Annotated in this window: 13 protein-coding genes; 6 read left to right on the forward strand and 7 right to left on the reverse strand. The window is 45.3% G+C overall.

Annotated elements, in window-relative coordinates:
- Positions 1-6 precede the first annotated feature (6 nt).
- From rpoN to kdsA, 6 genes are read right to left on the reverse strand one after another with little or no spacing between them, the layout of a single operon-like run.
- Positions 7-1,443 (reverse strand): RNA polymerase factor sigma-54, encoded by a 1,437-nt coding sequence (gene rpoN / locus H528_RS0102450; RefSeq protein ID WP_022852763.1) that lies wholly within the window; start codon positions 1,441-1,443, stop codon positions 7-9.
- 4 nt (positions 1,444-1,447) lie between these two features.
- Positions 1,448-2,182, reverse strand: a complete 735-nt coding sequence (gene lptB, locus H528_RS0102455) for an LPS export ABC transporter ATP-binding protein (protein ID WP_022852764.1) — start codon at positions 2,180-2,182, stop codon at positions 1,448-1,450.
- 1 nt (position 2,183) lies between these two features.
- Positions 2,184-2,642 (reverse strand): lipopolysaccharide transport periplasmic protein LptA, encoded by a 459-nt coding sequence (gene lptA, locus H528_RS0102460; protein ID WP_022852765.1) that lies wholly within the window; start codon positions 2,640-2,642, stop codon positions 2,184-2,186.
- A complete protein-coding gene (lptC, locus tag H528_RS0102465) occupies positions 2,635-3,186 on the reverse strand; it encodes an LPS export ABC transporter periplasmic protein LptC (protein WP_084677626.1) in 552 nt (183 codons plus the stop codon). Before lptC ends, lptA begins: the two co-directional genes overlap by 8 nt.
- Entirely contained in the window at positions 3,153-3,707 is a 555-nt protein-coding gene (locus H528_RS0102470) for a KdsC family phosphatase (RefSeq protein ID WP_022852767.1), read from the reverse strand. Before H528_RS0102470 ends, lptC begins: the two co-directional genes overlap by 34 nt.
- Positions 3,691-4,530, reverse strand: coding sequence for a 3-deoxy-8-phosphooctulonate synthase (kdsA, locus tag H528_RS0102475; RefSeq protein WP_022852768.1), 840 nt, complete (start codon positions 4,528-4,530; stop codon positions 3,691-3,693). Before kdsA ends, H528_RS0102470 begins: the two co-directional genes overlap by 17 nt.
- A 39-nt stretch (positions 4,531-4,569) precedes the next feature.
- Here kdsA and H528_RS0102480 point away from each other — a divergent pair, with 39 nt between their 5' ends.
- Together H528_RS0102480 and H528_RS0102485 are read left to right on the forward strand one after the other, a co-directional pair.
- Positions 4,570-5,307 (forward strand): UPF0280 family protein, encoded by a 738-nt coding sequence (locus tag H528_RS0102480; RefSeq protein ID WP_022852769.1) that lies wholly within the window; start codon positions 4,570-4,572, stop codon positions 5,305-5,307.
- A gap of 187 nt (positions 5,308-5,494) precedes the next feature.
- Positions 5,495-6,691 carry a sigma-54-dependent transcriptional regulator gene (locus H528_RS0102485; protein WP_022852770.1) on the forward strand — a complete coding sequence of 399 codons (1,197 nt, stop codon included), beginning with the start codon at positions 5,495-5,497 and terminating at the stop codon, positions 6,689-6,691.
- Here H528_RS0102485 and H528_RS0102490 read toward each other — a convergent pair.
- A complete protein-coding gene (locus H528_RS0102490; protein WP_022852771.1) occupies positions 6,630-7,700 on the reverse strand; it encodes a branched-chain amino acid aminotransferase in 1,071 nt (356 codons plus the stop codon). The genes H528_RS0102485 and H528_RS0102490 overlap by 62 nt on opposite strands.
- Positions 7,701-7,769: 69 nt before the next feature.
- On the opposite strand from H528_RS0102490, the gene ftsY reads away from it, so the two are divergent.
- The 4 genes from ftsY (at position 7,770) to H528_RS0102510 (ending at position 14,279) form a co-directional block, all read left to right on the forward strand.
- Entirely contained in the window at positions 7,770-8,729 is a 960-nt protein-coding gene (ftsY, locus tag H528_RS0102495) for a signal recognition particle-docking protein FtsY (protein WP_022852772.1), read from the forward strand.
- A 2-nt stretch (positions 8,730-8,731) separates the two neighbouring features.
- Positions 8,732-9,376, forward strand: a complete 645-nt coding sequence (locus tag H528_RS0102500; protein ID WP_022852773.1) for an adenylate kinase family protein — start codon at positions 8,732-8,734, stop codon at positions 9,374-9,376.
- Positions 9,377-9,444: 68 nt separating this feature from the next.
- The gene (locus H528_RS0102505) at positions 9,445-13,623 is read left to right on the forward strand and encodes an acyl-CoA dehydratase activase (protein ID WP_022852774.1); all 4,179 of its coding nucleotides are present in this window, start codon (positions 9,445-9,447) and stop codon (positions 13,621-13,623) included.
- Between the two features lie 56 nt (positions 13,624-13,679).
- A complete protein-coding gene (locus tag H528_RS0102510) occupies positions 13,680-14,279 on the forward strand; it encodes a CBS domain-containing protein (RefSeq protein WP_022852775.1) in 600 nt (199 codons plus the stop codon).
- Position 14,280 lies beyond the last annotated feature (1 nt).

Here is a 14,280-nt window from a genome sequence, read left to right on the forward strand (position 1 = left end):
CTTGCTTTATTTATTTTTGCGCCTGCTAGCCGGTAATATCCCCATCTGATCGCGGTATTTAGCCACTGTGCGCCTGGCTATTTTTATGTTGTATTTCTCTTTTAAAAGATCGGCTATTTTTTGATCACTATAAGGCTTTTTGGGGTCCTCTGAAGCAATAATTTCCTTGATGTATTGCTTTACGCTCTCTGCAGCAATTTCATCTCCCGTGCTACTGCGATATCCCGACGAAAAGAAAAACTTTAATTCGAAAATACCGTGGGGCGTGTCGATGTATTTGCCCGTGGTAACTCTGCTGACAGTTGATTCGTGAAGCTGAACATCAAGGGCTACATCTCGGAGTACAAGTGGTTTAAGAGCAGTAATTCCCTTTTCTAAAAAGTCCCTTTGAAAACGCATAATGCTTTCGGAAACTTTTAGAAGGGTGCGGTTGCGTTGTTCAAGACTTTTTATAAACCAGGTAGCTGCTTGTAATTTTTTCTTAATGTATTGCTTAACCGAAAGGGGAGTTGATTCGTCCTGGAGGAGTTTGCGGTAATAGGGACTTATGCGCAAACGCGAGTAACCTTCATCTATTAGGCGCACCACCCACTCTCCACCTTCTTTAAACACCGTAACGTCTGGTTCAATGTACTGAGGTTCTGTATCCGAAAAATTGCGGGCAGGCCTTGGTTCAAGCCCCCTGATGACCTCTATCGCGGCCTCAACTTCTTCAGGAGAAACCTTTAAGACCTTGGCAAGCTGGGCAATGTTATTTCGTTCCAAAAGATGGAGATGATCTTTGACGATCTTAGCTGCAAGCGAATCTTTAAGCCCTAAGTGTTCAAGCTGGATAAGTAGGCACTCTTTCAAGTCACGTGCTGCCACTCCCACGGGATCAAAAAACTGGATCCTTTTTAGGACCCGTAAAACACGCTCTTCGTCAACCCCTAGGTCAGCGGCAATTTCGCCAGGCAAGACCGTGAGAAAACCCCTTTCATCAAGATTGCCAATGATGTATTCGCCTATTTTGCGGTCTTCTTCGGGGAGGTCTGAAAGATAAAGCTGCCACAAGAGGTGAGAGACAAGATCTTCTGTCCTGGTGAGCCTTCTTTCGTAATCGATGGCTTCTTTTTGCTCAAAGGCAAAGCTTGGATAAGAGCTTCCGGTATCCTGAAAATAGGCTTCCCAGTCAAAGTCTTTAACGGCCTCTGGACCAAGGGGACTTTCTGAAGCAAGATTCAAACCATTTTCAGCTTCAAAAGAAGCACCAACTTCATCTAAAGAAACTGTCTTGGGCTCGATTATTTCCTGTTCAAGGACTGGGTTTTGTTCTACTTCCTGCTGGATTACCTGTTCAAGTTCTATGCGATTTAGCTGCAAGAGCTTTATCGCCTGCTGCAACTGGGGTGTCAGCACCAGCTGCTGGGTAAGTTTCAAATGTTGTCTTAATTCAAGCGCCATATCTTTAGTTTAACCTGAAATCCTTTCCTAGGTATAATTCTTTTGCCAGTTGATTTTCAGCAATTTCCTGCGGTTTTCCCTGGGCAATGACTTTGCCCTCGGCAACAATATAAGCATAATCACAAACTAGCAAGGTTTCCCGGACGTTATGATCTGATATCAATATGCCAAGACCATTTTCTTTTAGTTTTTTGATTATTTCTTTTAAATCTGCCACGGCGATGGGATCAATTCCGGCAAAAGGCTCATCCAGAAGCAAAAATTCTGGCTCTCTCGCAAGCGCGCGCATGATTTCTACCCGGCGTCGCTCGCCCCCTGACAAAGCATAAGCCAGTTGATCCCTCAAACGTTCAAGGCCAAAATCTTCAAGAAGCGTAGCAAGCCTTGTTTCTCTTTCACGCCTGGAAATTTTTAAAATTTCAAGGACCAAGAGAACGTTTTCTGCCACCGTAAGACGCCTAAAAACAGAGGGCTCCTGAGGAAGATAGATGATACCTTCCCAGGCGCGTGCATGCATGGGCATCTTGGTAATATCTTTGTCGTTAAGAAGGACTTGGCCTTCATCAACAGGGAGAAGCCCGCAAATCATATAAAAAGTGGTTGTTTTTCCCGCCCCATTTGGCCCAAGTAGCCCTACAACTTTTCCCTTGGGAACTTCAAGACTTACGCCGCACACCACCTCTCGACGTTTGAATTTTTTGCGAAGCCCCTGGGCTTTTAGTCTTTGAACTTCTTTCATCTTATTCTGCAAAGATTATCGCCTCTGCTGGCGCCTCAGGAGACGACTCTGCAATATAGCGGTCTTCAGCAAGATAAAGGATGATACGCGCCCCTTTAACGCTGTTGTCCCCTTCCCAAACTACCGGGTCTCCTTCAAGGATCAATTCTTCTTTAGCTTTCAAATAGGTGGCCTTTTTGGCAAAGGCGATTAAATTGCCCCTTTTTATTTTTACACGGCCAAAGGCTTCGAGTTTTTCTACCTCTCGTTTGCCATTTTTTTCCTGGTAAAAAACCAAAAGTTTATCCGCGTAAAGGGTAAAATCTTTCTTCTTGACCTCAACGTTGCCCGTAAAAATCACCTGATTTTTGGTCTCAAGGGCCTCCATCCGTTCGGCTTTAATGGAAATAGCATCCTTGGCAAAAACTACGCCACTAGAAAAAAGAAAGATCATCATTGCCCAAAAAAGAGCTTTACGCATTGATCTCAACCCTTGTTTTTTCAAAGACTTTCATAACACCAGTTTTTATATCGTAGCTAAAACCCCGCCCTTTTATGATTAGACCATCTTTTATGATCTGAACAAAGGCCTTGGTTTTAAGTTTTTGGTCTTTAGGAAAGTAAACAAGATAATTAGTTAAAAGCCTGCCTTTGGTTTTGGTATTAAGGACCACTTGGCCTTCAAAAACAAATTTTCCGTCTTTTGCTAGCCAGTCTCCTTTGTCTGCTGAAATGCAAAAATTCATATCAGGCGCTGCACATAGTTTTAGTTGGTAAAGTTTGATATGAGAACGTCCAAAAAACTGCGCCTCTTGAGCCCAAACGTTCCATTTAAGTTGGCCTTGCTCATAAAGGACATAATGAAGCTTTTTTATTTCTATTTCCGGCTTTTTTTCTTCTTGCTTTAAAAAAGCGTGAATTTGTTTGTTCTCGCCTTTGGGAAGCGTTTTGGATGGCTTTAACTGCGGAGAACAAGCGGCAAGTACTATCATCAGAAACAACGCGGTGAAGATGGTGCGAAACATTTAAAGATTTCCTCCCATTTTCCGCAAGCCGCAAGGATAAGGTCGCAAACTTCCCTTACCGCCCCGTAGCCGCCATTTTGTTTGGTCACGTAATGGGCATAATCTTTTACGGGTGGCCAGGCTTCTGGCACTGAAATAGCCAACCCTACTCTGGCAAGCACCGGTATATCAACCCAATCATCTCCCATAAAAGCAATCTCTTCGTCTTTTAGAGACTTTTCCTGCTTTATCTTCTCATAAAGAGAGAGCTTGTCTTTTTCTCCCTGAATAATAAGGTCTATCCCCAGTTCCTGGGCCCTGTGAGAAACTGGAAGAGAAGTTCGACTGGAGAGCAGCCCCACTTCAATGCCTGCCATTTGTAAAAGCTTGATACCCATACCGTCTCTTACACAAAAGTGTTTTATCTCACTCCCGCTAGCGTCAATAATAATGCGACCATCTGTCAAAATTCCGTCAACATCTAGCAACAAAAGTTTGATTTTGGAAGCTCTTTTAAGGATTTCTTCAGGGAAGGACATCATATTTTTTTACCACTTCGTAAAGATCTTTTAACACGAAGAGAAGCTCTTTGGCTTCTTCCAGGCGCAAAGAGTTAGGACCATCACAAAGGGCCCTTTCTGGATCAGGGTGAACTTCCATAAAGATACCATCTACCCCAACAGCTACCGCAGCACGCGCTAAAGGGGCTATAAATTCACGCTCTCCCCCCGAAGCGCCGCCACCACCTCCTGGAAGCTGCACACTGTGAGTAGCATCAAAGATTACCGGCACCCTAAAACTTCGCATAATAGGAAAGGACCGCATATCAACCACCAGGTTACGATAGCCAAAGGTGTAGCCTCGTTCTGTCAAAAGGACGCCTGAAGCCCCGGCCTTACGGGCCTTTTCCACCGCGTAGTACATATCCCAAGGCGAAACAAACTGGCCTTTTTTGATGTTTACGGGTTTTCCGGTACGGGCCGCGGCCACGATAAGATCTGTTTGGCGGCAAAGGAAAGCCGGAATCTGGATGAGGTCAAGGACTTCTTTTACTGCTTCGGCCTGCCAGGGTTCGTGTATGTCTGAAGTAACGGGGACTTCGGCCTTGCGCTTGATTTCTGCCAGCATGGTAAGGCCTTTTTCAAGGCCCGGCCCCCGATAGGAAGAAAGAGAAGTTCGGTTGGCCTTGTCAAAAGAGGCTTTAAAAATATAGTTAAAACCTGCTTTTTCTGCCGCCTCTTTCATTGAAAAAGCACAAGCCAGGGCGGTTTCAAGGTCTTCAAGCACACAGGGACCTGCAATAAGAAGAGGGATTCCCCCACCTATTGAAAAATCTGCTATATTTACGCTGTTAACTTTTGGCATCGTGTTTGTATTTTAGCTTAATTGTACCTTTACGCTACCATGAATTTTGAACTTAGAGACTACCGTACACGTATAAAAACTAAAAATCTGGTCTCTTTCAGGGTGATTTTACACGAATCAGACCTTATGGTCCTTGCCGAAAGAGATCTTTCCTCAGAAACGCTGGCTCTTCTTTTTTCTCTGCGCAAAGAGCTTGAAGACTACATTGCCAGAAGGCCTGAATTCCTCACTTCACTTACCCCGATTTCTCAGGACGAAAGCGCACCTTCTCTGGCAAGAAAAATGATAAAGGCAGGAAAACTTGCGGGAACAGGACCCATGGCGGCGGTAGCAGGGGCCATTGCCCAGGAGATTGGAAAAACTTTACTTGACCAAGGCCTTACTTCGGAAATAGTGGTTGAAAACGGCGGAGATATCTTCCTTTCCCTAAAACGCGAAGCTACCGTGGCCATCTGGGCGGGAAAATCTCCTCTTTCAGGGAAGCTGGCTTTAAGGATAAAAAAACACCTCATGCCCTGCGGGGTGTGTACCTCTTCTGGCACCGTTGGTCACAGTCTTAGCCTTGGCAAGGCGGATGCTATGTGTGTGATAGCCAAAGATACCGCTTTTGCAGATGCTGCGGCTACGGCCCTGGGGAACCTTATCCGGGAAGAAAAAGACTTTAAAAAGCTAAAGAAAGCCCTGAAAAAATTACCCCAAATACTTGGGGTTGTCTGTATCTTAGGTGACAAACTTTTTGCCGCCGGAGAGGCCGTAGAATTTTCTTCCCTTAGCTAGTCTATTTGTGAAAAATTTTTCCCAAAAAACAACCTAATTAGGAAAAATTTTTCACACCTGTCAATCAATTGACTCAACTTTATTCATTATAACACCAAAAATGCCAGAAATATGGCAAAATCTTTTGACAATTCAAACAAAAATTTTACAGACGATCGGCACATTTCTTGCAGATAACCATTATACAATGATTAATTTTGCATTATTAGCTGGAGAAGAATTAGCAGGGCGCTATATTGGTCATATTTTGACCTTAGCAAAGTTGCACCAGGTCTCCCCAGAGAAAGCCCGTTTAATCGTATTGGTTGAACCTGCAAGACTTCCCCGAGATGAAATATCAAAGTTGGTCACTGAACTTGGTAAAAAGATAAAACGAGTTACCTTTCTGGCCATTAGCAAAAAAAGAACAACCCTTCCTATTAAAGCCCATTACTTCAAACGACCATTTACCGCAGAAAGGCTTATAAGCTTTGTTGAAGAATTATTTTCATGTCATCTCCCCTTAAGTACCGAGGAAAGGACCCAACCTTTTATTGGCGAAGACCCCAAAATAGCAAAGATTCGCGATTTTATTCCGACGCTTGCAGAAGTAACTTCACCGATACTTCTCTGGGGAGCAAAAGGTGTTGGTAAAGAACTCCTTGCCCGTCATATCCACGGCTATCACGGCGGCAAGTTTATAAAGTTCTCTCCCCAGGCCCTGCCCGAAGAAATGATTGAACCAATTCTTTTTGGCTTTACAGGAAACGCACTTCCCAAAGTAAAGAGAAAAAAAGACGGCCTTTTTAAAAAGGCGGCTAACGGAATCCTTTACATAGAAAACCTCGATTTTTTGCCTCTTTCAGCCCAGCAAAAACTTCTCGGCTTTATTGAAGCGGGAATGTTTTATCCGCTGGGAGCTAAAGAACCGGTAAAAACATCTACCAAACTCATTGTTTCGCTTTCTAAAGCCCCTGAACAGGTCTTCAAAGAGCAAAAAATTTTGCGCGAAATATTTTTTCGTTTAATGGAATTTGCTATTTATCTACCGCCTTTAAGGGAACGGCTTATTGACCTTCCTCTTTTAGCACAGCACTTCTTAGAACACTATGCCTGGATATACCGCAAAGAGGTCCCGGAACTCTCAGAAAACTTTTTCAAACACCTGCTTCTTCATCCTTGGACAAAAAACATCGCCGAATTAGAAGAAGTCATCAAAGAGACTATTATATGGGGAGAGGAAAAAGTCTTAGCTGAACATTTTAAGAAAAAACCCAAAATAAAATTCAAAATCAAGAATATCGAAAAAATCTTGGAAAAACTCTTTGAAAAAGAAAAGTCCGTTAAGGAACAAATTGAATCCAGCCGTAAGGATCAGGCTTCTCGCCGTACTGGATCCCGGTAAGCTCGTCAAAAAGGCGTCTGGCAAGGGGGCCTGTTTTACCACCAGCAATTACGTATTCCTCGCCTTTATACGCTAACCAGCCAACCGGTGAAATAACCGCTGCCGTACCAGTACCAAAGCATTCTTTGAGCCTTCCGGTACGGGCACCTTCAATGACTTCGTCGATGGTAATGCGCCTTTCAGTCACGTTAATTCCCCAGTCCTTTGCCATTTGAATGACTGATTCCCGGGTAATCCCAGGAAGGATGGTTCCGGTTAAGGATGGGGTTACCAGTTCGTCTTCAAAATAAAAGAAGATATTCATGGTGCCCACTTCTTCCACGTAGCGGCGCTCTACCGCGTCAAGCCAGAGAACCTGGGTATAGCCAAGCTTCATGGCTTCTTCTGAGGCAGCCAGACTTGCAGCGTAGTTACCACCGGTTTTGACATCCCCAACGCCACCAGGAGCTGCCCGAACGTATTTGTCAGTTACGTATATTTTTATGGGATTAAAGCCCTCGCGGTAGTAAGCTCCTACCGGGGAAAGGATAATAAAAAAGATGTACTCGCCACTTGGTTTTACACCCAAGAAGGCCTCCGTTCCCATCATTAACGGACGGATATAAAGGGCTGAACCTTTTTCTTTGGGAATCCAGGCTTTTTCAATATCAACCAGCTTTTTAAGGGCTTTCAGGACAAATTCTTCGTCTATCTCGGGCATGCACATACGGCGTGCAGAGCGATTCATGCGCGCCATGTTCCGATCTGGCCGAAAAAGCCTAATTTTTCCGTCAACGCCATAGTAAGCTTTAAGGCCTTCAAAAATGGTTTGACTATAATGGAAAACTACCGCCGCGGGATCAAGACAGATAGGCTCGTAGGGCTTAATTTGGGCGCTATGCCAGCCTTTTTCTTTTTGGTAGAGCATGTAAAACATGTGGTCAGTGAAGATGCGGCCAAAAGGAAGATCCCCTTCAAGCTCAAGCCTTTTTCTCTTTTCTTCGGGCAGTAAGTTGATCGTTATTTCCATTCTTGCCAAGTTCCTTAAGCTGGACTATCACTAAAACAAACTTCATTCTTTTTAATGCAGGTATTTCCTATGTTCAAGTGGTTACGCCAAAAAGAAGAAAAAACCGCAAAAGACCAGGAAAAAAACCTCTGGGGCAAATTTCGAGAACGGCTCTCGCATACCCGAGAACGCCTGAAAGAAAGCCTTGAAGATGTCTTTGTTATTGAACGTGCGGTTGATGAAGAATTTTTCGAGGAATTAGAAGAAGCCCTTATCACCGCTGATATAAATATCGACACCATCAAGGCCCTGCTCACCCCCTTACGCATCAAAGTGTCTCAAGGGGAATTGCTTAAGTCTTCTGAGTTTAAAAAAGCCCTTAGAGCTGAGATGCTAAAGATCCTTTCTCTTGAACCCCCACCCTTTCCCCCTGAGGCACGACCCGCGGCCATTTTCGTGGTGGGAGTAAACGGAGTAGGGAAAACAACCTCCATTGCTAAGCTTGGCTTTCGGCTGAAAAACACTGGCTTTTCGGTAATGTTTGTAGCGGCAGACACCTTCCGGGCAGCAGCTATTGAGCAGCTTGAAAACTGGGGACAAAGGCTTGAAATACCTGTAATCAAACAAAAGCCCGGGGCCGATCCTGCTTCGGTTGTTTTTGAAGGCTTAAACGCTGCCAAAAGTCGCCAAATAGACGTAGCATTGATTGACACCGCGGGAAGGCTTCACACTAAATACAATCTTATGGAAGAACTCAAAAAAATGGCCCGGGTAGCAGGAAAAGCCATCCCTGGCGCCCCTCATTTAAACATGCTGGTGATAGATGCCACTACCGGGCAAAATGCCGTAAGCCAGGTTAAATGGTTTAGCCAGGCACTTCCCGTCCATACCCTTATTATCACCAAAATGGACGGTACTGCCAAAGGGGGCATAGCCTTAACCCTTGCCCATCTTTTCAAAATCCCCATTTCTTTTATCGGGCTCGGAGAAAAGCTCGAAGACTTGGAACCATTTGATCCAAAAGCCTTTGTGGACGCTATTTTGCCCTAACAATGCCTGAGCTCAAAGGGATTTTACTCCTTGGCCCTACGGGAGTGGGAAAGTCTCCCCTGGGAGACCTTCTAGAAGAAAAAGGACTATATGGATACAGGTTTTTACATTTTGACTTTGGCCGAGAGCTTCGTGCCATTGCCAAAGGTGCTTTACGTGAAGACATTTTGCCTTCTGAACGCATCTTCATTAGGAAGGTCTTAGAAGAAGGCCTTCTTTTTGAAGACGAACACTTCCCCCTTGTGGAAAAAATCTTCCTGGGTTTTTTAAAACACAAAGGCGCGCGCGATGAAATCCTGATAATGAACGGCCTGCCAAGGCATGTTGGCCAGGCCCAAAAACTCGCCTCCCGTGTTAACATTCCTTTGGTCCTGGTAATAGAAGCCTCTTTTGAGGAGATTCTTGAGCGCATCCACCGCAACACAGGAGGAGACCGCCAGGGCCGCGATGACGACTATATCGAACTTATTTACAAAAAATGGCAAACTTATAAAAACCGTACCCGACCTCTTCGTTCCTATTATCAAGCCCAAGGGGCAGAAGTTTTAAAAATTCTCGTGGGACGCTTTACAAAGCCGCATGAGACCTTATCTCTCTTAAAGGAACAACTTCCCTGCGAAAAATTTGTTGCTCTTTTTAAGGGTTAAACAAAATCCTATTTAAAAATCATACTAAATCGCTTAAATTAAAGAAAACTTCAACAGGAGGCCGGGGGATGGAATATTACGTTGGGCTTGACGTAGGTTCTGGCACTGCCAAAGTAGCGGTTTTAAATGAAAAGCGGGAAATACTTTTTCACGCCTATGAAAAAACCCACGGGCAACCTGTAGAAACTGCGGAACGGCTGCTTGCCCAGGTAGAAGAAAAGTTTGGCGGAAAGCTCACTGGCCTTACCTGCACCGGTACCGCAGGGAAGACCATTTCGCAAATCCTTGGGGTTGCCTTTGTAAACGAGGTCATGGCCCATGCCCGAGCTGTTGAGCACTTTCATCCTGAAGCACGCACTATTATCGATATCGGCGGAGAAGACTCAAAGCTTGTTTTTATCTCCCACGAAGACGGGAAATTTCGCATCAAAGACTTTGCCCTTAATACCCTTTGCGCTGCGGGGACAGGGGCCTTTTTGGAACAACAGGCCGCGCGCCTTGGTTACACCATTCAGGAATTTAGCAAACTTGCCCTAAAGGCCGAAAACATCCCCCGGATCGCAGGGCGCTGCACTGTGTTTGCCAAGTCTGACATGATTCATCTCCAACAAGCCGCTGTCCCTGATCATGAAATCATCGCAGGGCTTTGTTTTGCCATTGTGCGTAACCTAAAAAGCAACTTGGCCAAAGGGAAAAAAGTACTTCCTCCCATTGTTTTTCAAGGTGGAGTTGCCGCTAATTTTGGAGTGCGCCGCGCTATCAAAGAAGTCTTTAACCTCAAAGAGGGAGAGCTTATCATTCCAGAGTATCACTTTATCATGGGAGCCATTGGAGCTGCGCTTTACGGACTAGACGGCAAATTTGCCGCCGCATACCAGGGTTCAAATATCCTTAAGGAATACCTAAAGGAACGCAAACGCTCAGTTAAAAGGCTTCCAAAACTCGGACCTTATACCGTGAGGACCCCTAAGACCGAAACTTATTTCCCAAAAAACGCTTCCAAACTCAAAATTTACGTTGGGATTGACGTTGGTTCGGTAAGCACCAAGCTCGTAGCAATAAACGAAGAAGGAAAAGTTATTGCTAAAACCTATGCCCTGCACCACGGCAAACCTCTTGAAAGCGTTAAAAAAGGGCTCCTTGATCTTTATGGCAGACTTCCTAAAAACTTTGAAATCGAGGTCTTGGGCGTTGGCACCACGGGTTCCGGGCGCTATCTGGTAGGAGACTTTGTGGGGGCTGATGTAATTAGAAACGAAATCACCGCCCAGGCCAAGGCAGCTGCTTTTATAGATCCAGAAGTTGATACCATTATCGAAATAGGCGGTCAGGATTCAAAGTTTATTCGCCTTGAGAAAGGAACTATCGTTGACTTTACCATGAACAAAGCCTGTGCTGCAGGCACTGGCTCTTTTCTTGAAGAACAAGCGGTAAGGCTAAACGTACCCATTGAAGAATTTGGACTCTACGCTTTGAAATCTGAAGCCCCAGTGGAAATGGGAGAACGCTGCACGGTTTTTATGCAATCTGACCTTTTGCACTATCAGCAGCAGGGGCTTCCCAAAGAAGACCTCATCGCTGGGCTTTGTTATGCCATCGTGCACAACTATCTCAACAAGGTAGTTGAAGGCCGCAAAATCGGGGAAAAGATCTTTTACCAAGGGGCCACAGCCTTTAACGCAGGCATTGTGGCAGCCTTTGACAAGGTCCTTGGCAAGGAAATAATCGTCCCGCCGCATCATGAGGTAACCGGAGCCCTGGGAGCAGCGCTCCTTGCCAGGGAAGAAACCAAAGGAAAATCTTCTTTCCGTGGTTTTGACCTTTCGAAGGTCAACTACAAAATCGAGACGTTTGAATGTCACGCCTGCCCAAACCGTTGTGAAATCAGAAAAGTTACCATAGAAGAAAGCAGGCCTTATTTTTACGGTGGACGTTGCGAAAAATACGAAGTTGACCACCGCAAACCCCCTGAAACCCTGCCTAATCTGGTCTCAGAGCGAGAAGCCAAGCTTCTTAGCTTTCTTGCTCAACGAGATGATGCCAAGCGCGGTGAGATTGGATTACCACGCATGCTTTTCAATTTTGAAAGGCTCCCGTTTTTTGCCACTCTTCTTCAGGAACTGGGCTTTAAAGTGGTAGTATCTGACCCCACCAATAAAAAACTTATTAACGAAGGCTGTGAAATAGTAGCAGCAGAGACCTGTTTTCCGGTAAAGGTTGCCCACGGGCATGTTTTAAATCTTCTTGAAAAGGGCATAAAAAAGATCTTTGTGCCCTATATCGTTGATCTCCCTTCTGATCACCCAGCCCTTGGCTCTGGAAAAATTTGCCCTTACGTGCAAAGTGTAGCAGCAGCTTTTGAGGCCTCTATAAACTTGAAAGAACACGGAGCTGAAATCCTGGCTCCGGTTTTCCACTTTGGCACCGGGGGTAAAGTCCTTGAGAAAGAAAAAAAAGAACTCGCGCGCCTTTTGGACGTTCCAGAAAGAAAGCTCAGAAAAGCCTGGGAGCAAGCGGAAGCTGCCCAAAAAGAATTTGACTCCTGGCTTAAGAGCCGCGGGCGCGAAATACTTGCTAGTTTGAAACCAGACGAAGTGGCCTTGGTTATTGTTGGCCGTCCGTACAATGCCTTTGACCCCGGCGCAAATCTTGCCATTCACAACAAGATAAGAAGCCTGGGAGTGCTTGGCATACCCGTAGATATGCTCCCTCTTCACGAAATAAAAGAACTTGACGGCCTTGAAGATATGTACTGGCGCTACGGCCAAAGAATACTTCTTGCGGCACACTTTATTAGAAAACATCCCTCTCTTTATCCTATTTTCCTGACCAACTTTTCCTGTGGCCCGGACTCGTTCATTATCCACTTTTTTGAAGAACTTTTGGGAGGAAAACCCTTCCTTGAACTCGAAATAGACGAACATAGCGCCGATGCAGGGGTAGTTACCAGAATCGAGGCCTTTCTTGATAGTGTACGGGGAAAAAAGATTTCTCCAGAAAGACCTGTCAAGCCTCACAGGAAAAGAGTCAAGCCTGAAGACCAGCGGGTTATTTATCTTCCGTACATGTCTGACCACGTCTATGGACTTGCAGCGGTATTTCGTGCTTGCGGCGTGGATGCTGAGGTTCTCCCAGAGTCTGACGAAGAATCCCTTAAGCTCGGACGCCGTTACACTTCTGGCAAAGAGTGCTACCCCGCGGTGCTCACCACAGGCGATATGATAAAAATGCTTAAACAGCCTGATTTTAACCCGAAACGTGCGGCCTTTTTTATGCCTTCTGGCTCAGGACCATGTCGTTTCGGCCAATATAACCGTCTTCACCGCAAAATACTCGACGAACTCGGTTATGAAGACGTGCCAATCTATTCGCCCACACAAAATTTCAAACTTTACCAAGAGCTTGGCATGATAGGAGGCGACTTCGTAAGGCTTTCCTGGAAAGTGTTGGTTTGTATCGATATTCTGGATAAGTTCTTACGCGAAATAAGACCTTATGAATTAAATCCCGGAGAGACTGAAAAGGTCTATCACGAGTGTCTTAAAAAACTCTGCAAAGCTGTAGAAGAGAGAAAAGATCTCTTGCGGGTGATGGAAGAGGCCCGTGAAGCCTTTAGCCAGATTCCTACAGAGGACTTCGGACAAAAGCCTGTAGTGGGTATTGTGGGCGAAATCTATGTGCGCATGAATCGTTTTGCCAACGAAGACTTGATAAAAGTGCTTGAAGAGATGGGAGCGGAAGTCTGGCTTCCGCCTGTTTCTGAGTGGTTTTATTACATTAACTACACCTCAAAAAGATGGGCTAAGCGGCTTCGCAAATTCCGTGAACTCACCCGCCTTATTATAGAAAACCACGTGCAGGTGAAAGACGAACACCGGTTTGCAAGCCTGGTAAAAGATATTTTGCGCACAGCAGAAGACCCTTCCATTGACGAAATACTTGGCCTTGCTCGCAAATACATAAACGACGAGTTTGAAGGCGAAGCTATTCTTTCTGTTGGGAAAAGTCTTGATTACCTCAAAAAAGGTGTAAACGGCATTATAAACGTTATCCCCTTTACCTGTATGCCGGGAACGGTGGTAGCCATGCTTCTCAAGCGGGTACGCGAAGAAAATGGCATGGTTCCTGTGCTCACGGTTTCATGCGATGGGCAGCGCTCTATGGGAACGCGGATGAGGCTTGAGGCCTTTATGCACCAGGTAAAGGAACATTTTGCCGAACAAAAAGACAGGCGCAAGGCAGCCTAGCAAACAAACGAAGGCATGCTATACTTGGCCAAAAGTCCGTCAAGGGAGAAAGTTAGGTGCGTATTAAACATTGGATGGTCAAAGACGTAATCACCATTTCGCCAGACGCCACCATTGAAGAAGCAGTGCAATTGATGAAAAAACATTCCATTCGTCATCTGCCCGTGATGGAAGACGATGAACTGGTAGGCCTGGTAACAGAAAGCAGCATCCGCCAGTACACCCTTCCTTCTCTTATGGAAACACTTCCTGTGCGAGAAGTAATGATTATCAATCCTGTCACCGTAGATGCGGAAGCCACTATTGATGAGGCAGCCAAGTTGATACACCGTTACAAAATAGGCGGGCTTCCAGTAACCCACGGTGGCAAGCTGGTTGGTATCATAACGGTGACTGATTTGCTAGAAGCTTTTATTGAGCTCATGGGCATTTTGCGCTCAAGTTCACGCATTGATGTTATTCCTGCGGAAAACAAAAGCTTCGAAGAGGTGCTTGACATTATTCGTCATCACGGCGGGCGCATTATTTCCGTGGGCATGGATGTCCATTCCTCAGGCGAAAAGATTTACTACATACGTCTTGAAAAGTGCCCTTTAGACCCTATTGCAGCTGCCCTTGAACTAGCAGGGCATCAAATTATTTCATTGGTGGAATAGG

Origin of the sequence: Thermodesulfatator atlanticus DSM 21156 (assembly GCF_000421585.1) — a bacterium.
Classification (GTDB): Bacteria; Desulfobacterota; Thermodesulfobacteria; order Thermodesulfobacteriales; family Thermodesulfatatoraceae; genus Thermodesulfatator; species Thermodesulfatator atlanticus.

What these genes read in the sequence shown, in the direction of transcription:
- lptA (WP_022852765.1), bottom strand. Translation starts at nt 2,642, where the DNA reads ATGCGTAAAGCTCTTTTTTGGGCAATGATGATCTTTCTTTTTTCTAGT.
- rpoN (WP_022852763.1), bottom strand. Translation starts at nt 1,443, where the DNA reads ATGGCGCTTGAATTAAGACAACATTTGAAACTTACCCAGCAGCTGGTG.
- H528_RS0102490 (WP_022852771.1), bottom strand. Translation starts at nt 7,700, where the DNA reads ATGGAAATAACGATCAACTTACTGCCCGAAGAAAAGAGAAAAAGGCTT.
- H528_RS0102470 (WP_022852767.1), bottom strand. Translation starts at nt 3,707, where the DNA reads ATGATGTCCTTCCCTGAAGAAATCCTTAAAAGAGCTTCCAAAATCAAA.
- H528_RS0102505 (WP_022852774.1), top strand. Translation starts at nt 9,445, where the DNA reads ATGGAATATTACGTTGGGCTTGACGTAGGTTCTGGCACTGCCAAAGTA.
- lptB (WP_022852764.1), bottom strand. Translation starts at nt 2,182, where the DNA reads ATGAAAGAAGTTCAAAGACTAAAAGCCCAGGGGCTTCGCAAAAAATTC.
- ftsY (WP_022852772.1), top strand. Translation starts at nt 7,770, where the DNA reads ATGTTCAAGTGGTTACGCCAAAAAGAAGAAAAAACCGCAAAAGACCAG.
- H528_RS0102480 (WP_022852769.1), top strand. Translation starts at nt 4,570, where the DNA reads ATGAATTTTGAACTTAGAGACTACCGTACACGTATAAAAACTAAAAAT.
- lptC (WP_084677626.1), bottom strand. Translation starts at nt 3,186, where the DNA reads ATGTTTCGCACCATCTTCACCGCGTTGTTTCTGATGATAGTACTTGCC.
- H528_RS0102500 (WP_022852773.1), top strand. Translation starts at nt 8,732, where the DNA reads ATGCCTGAGCTCAAAGGGATTTTACTCCTTGGCCCTACGGGAGTGGGA.
- H528_RS0102485 (WP_022852770.1), top strand. Translation starts at nt 5,495, where the DNA reads ATGATTAATTTTGCATTATTAGCTGGAGAAGAATTAGCAGGGCGCTAT.
- kdsA (WP_022852768.1), bottom strand. Translation starts at nt 4,530, where the DNA reads ATGCCAAAAGTTAACAGCGTAAATATAGCAGATTTTTCAATAGGTGGG.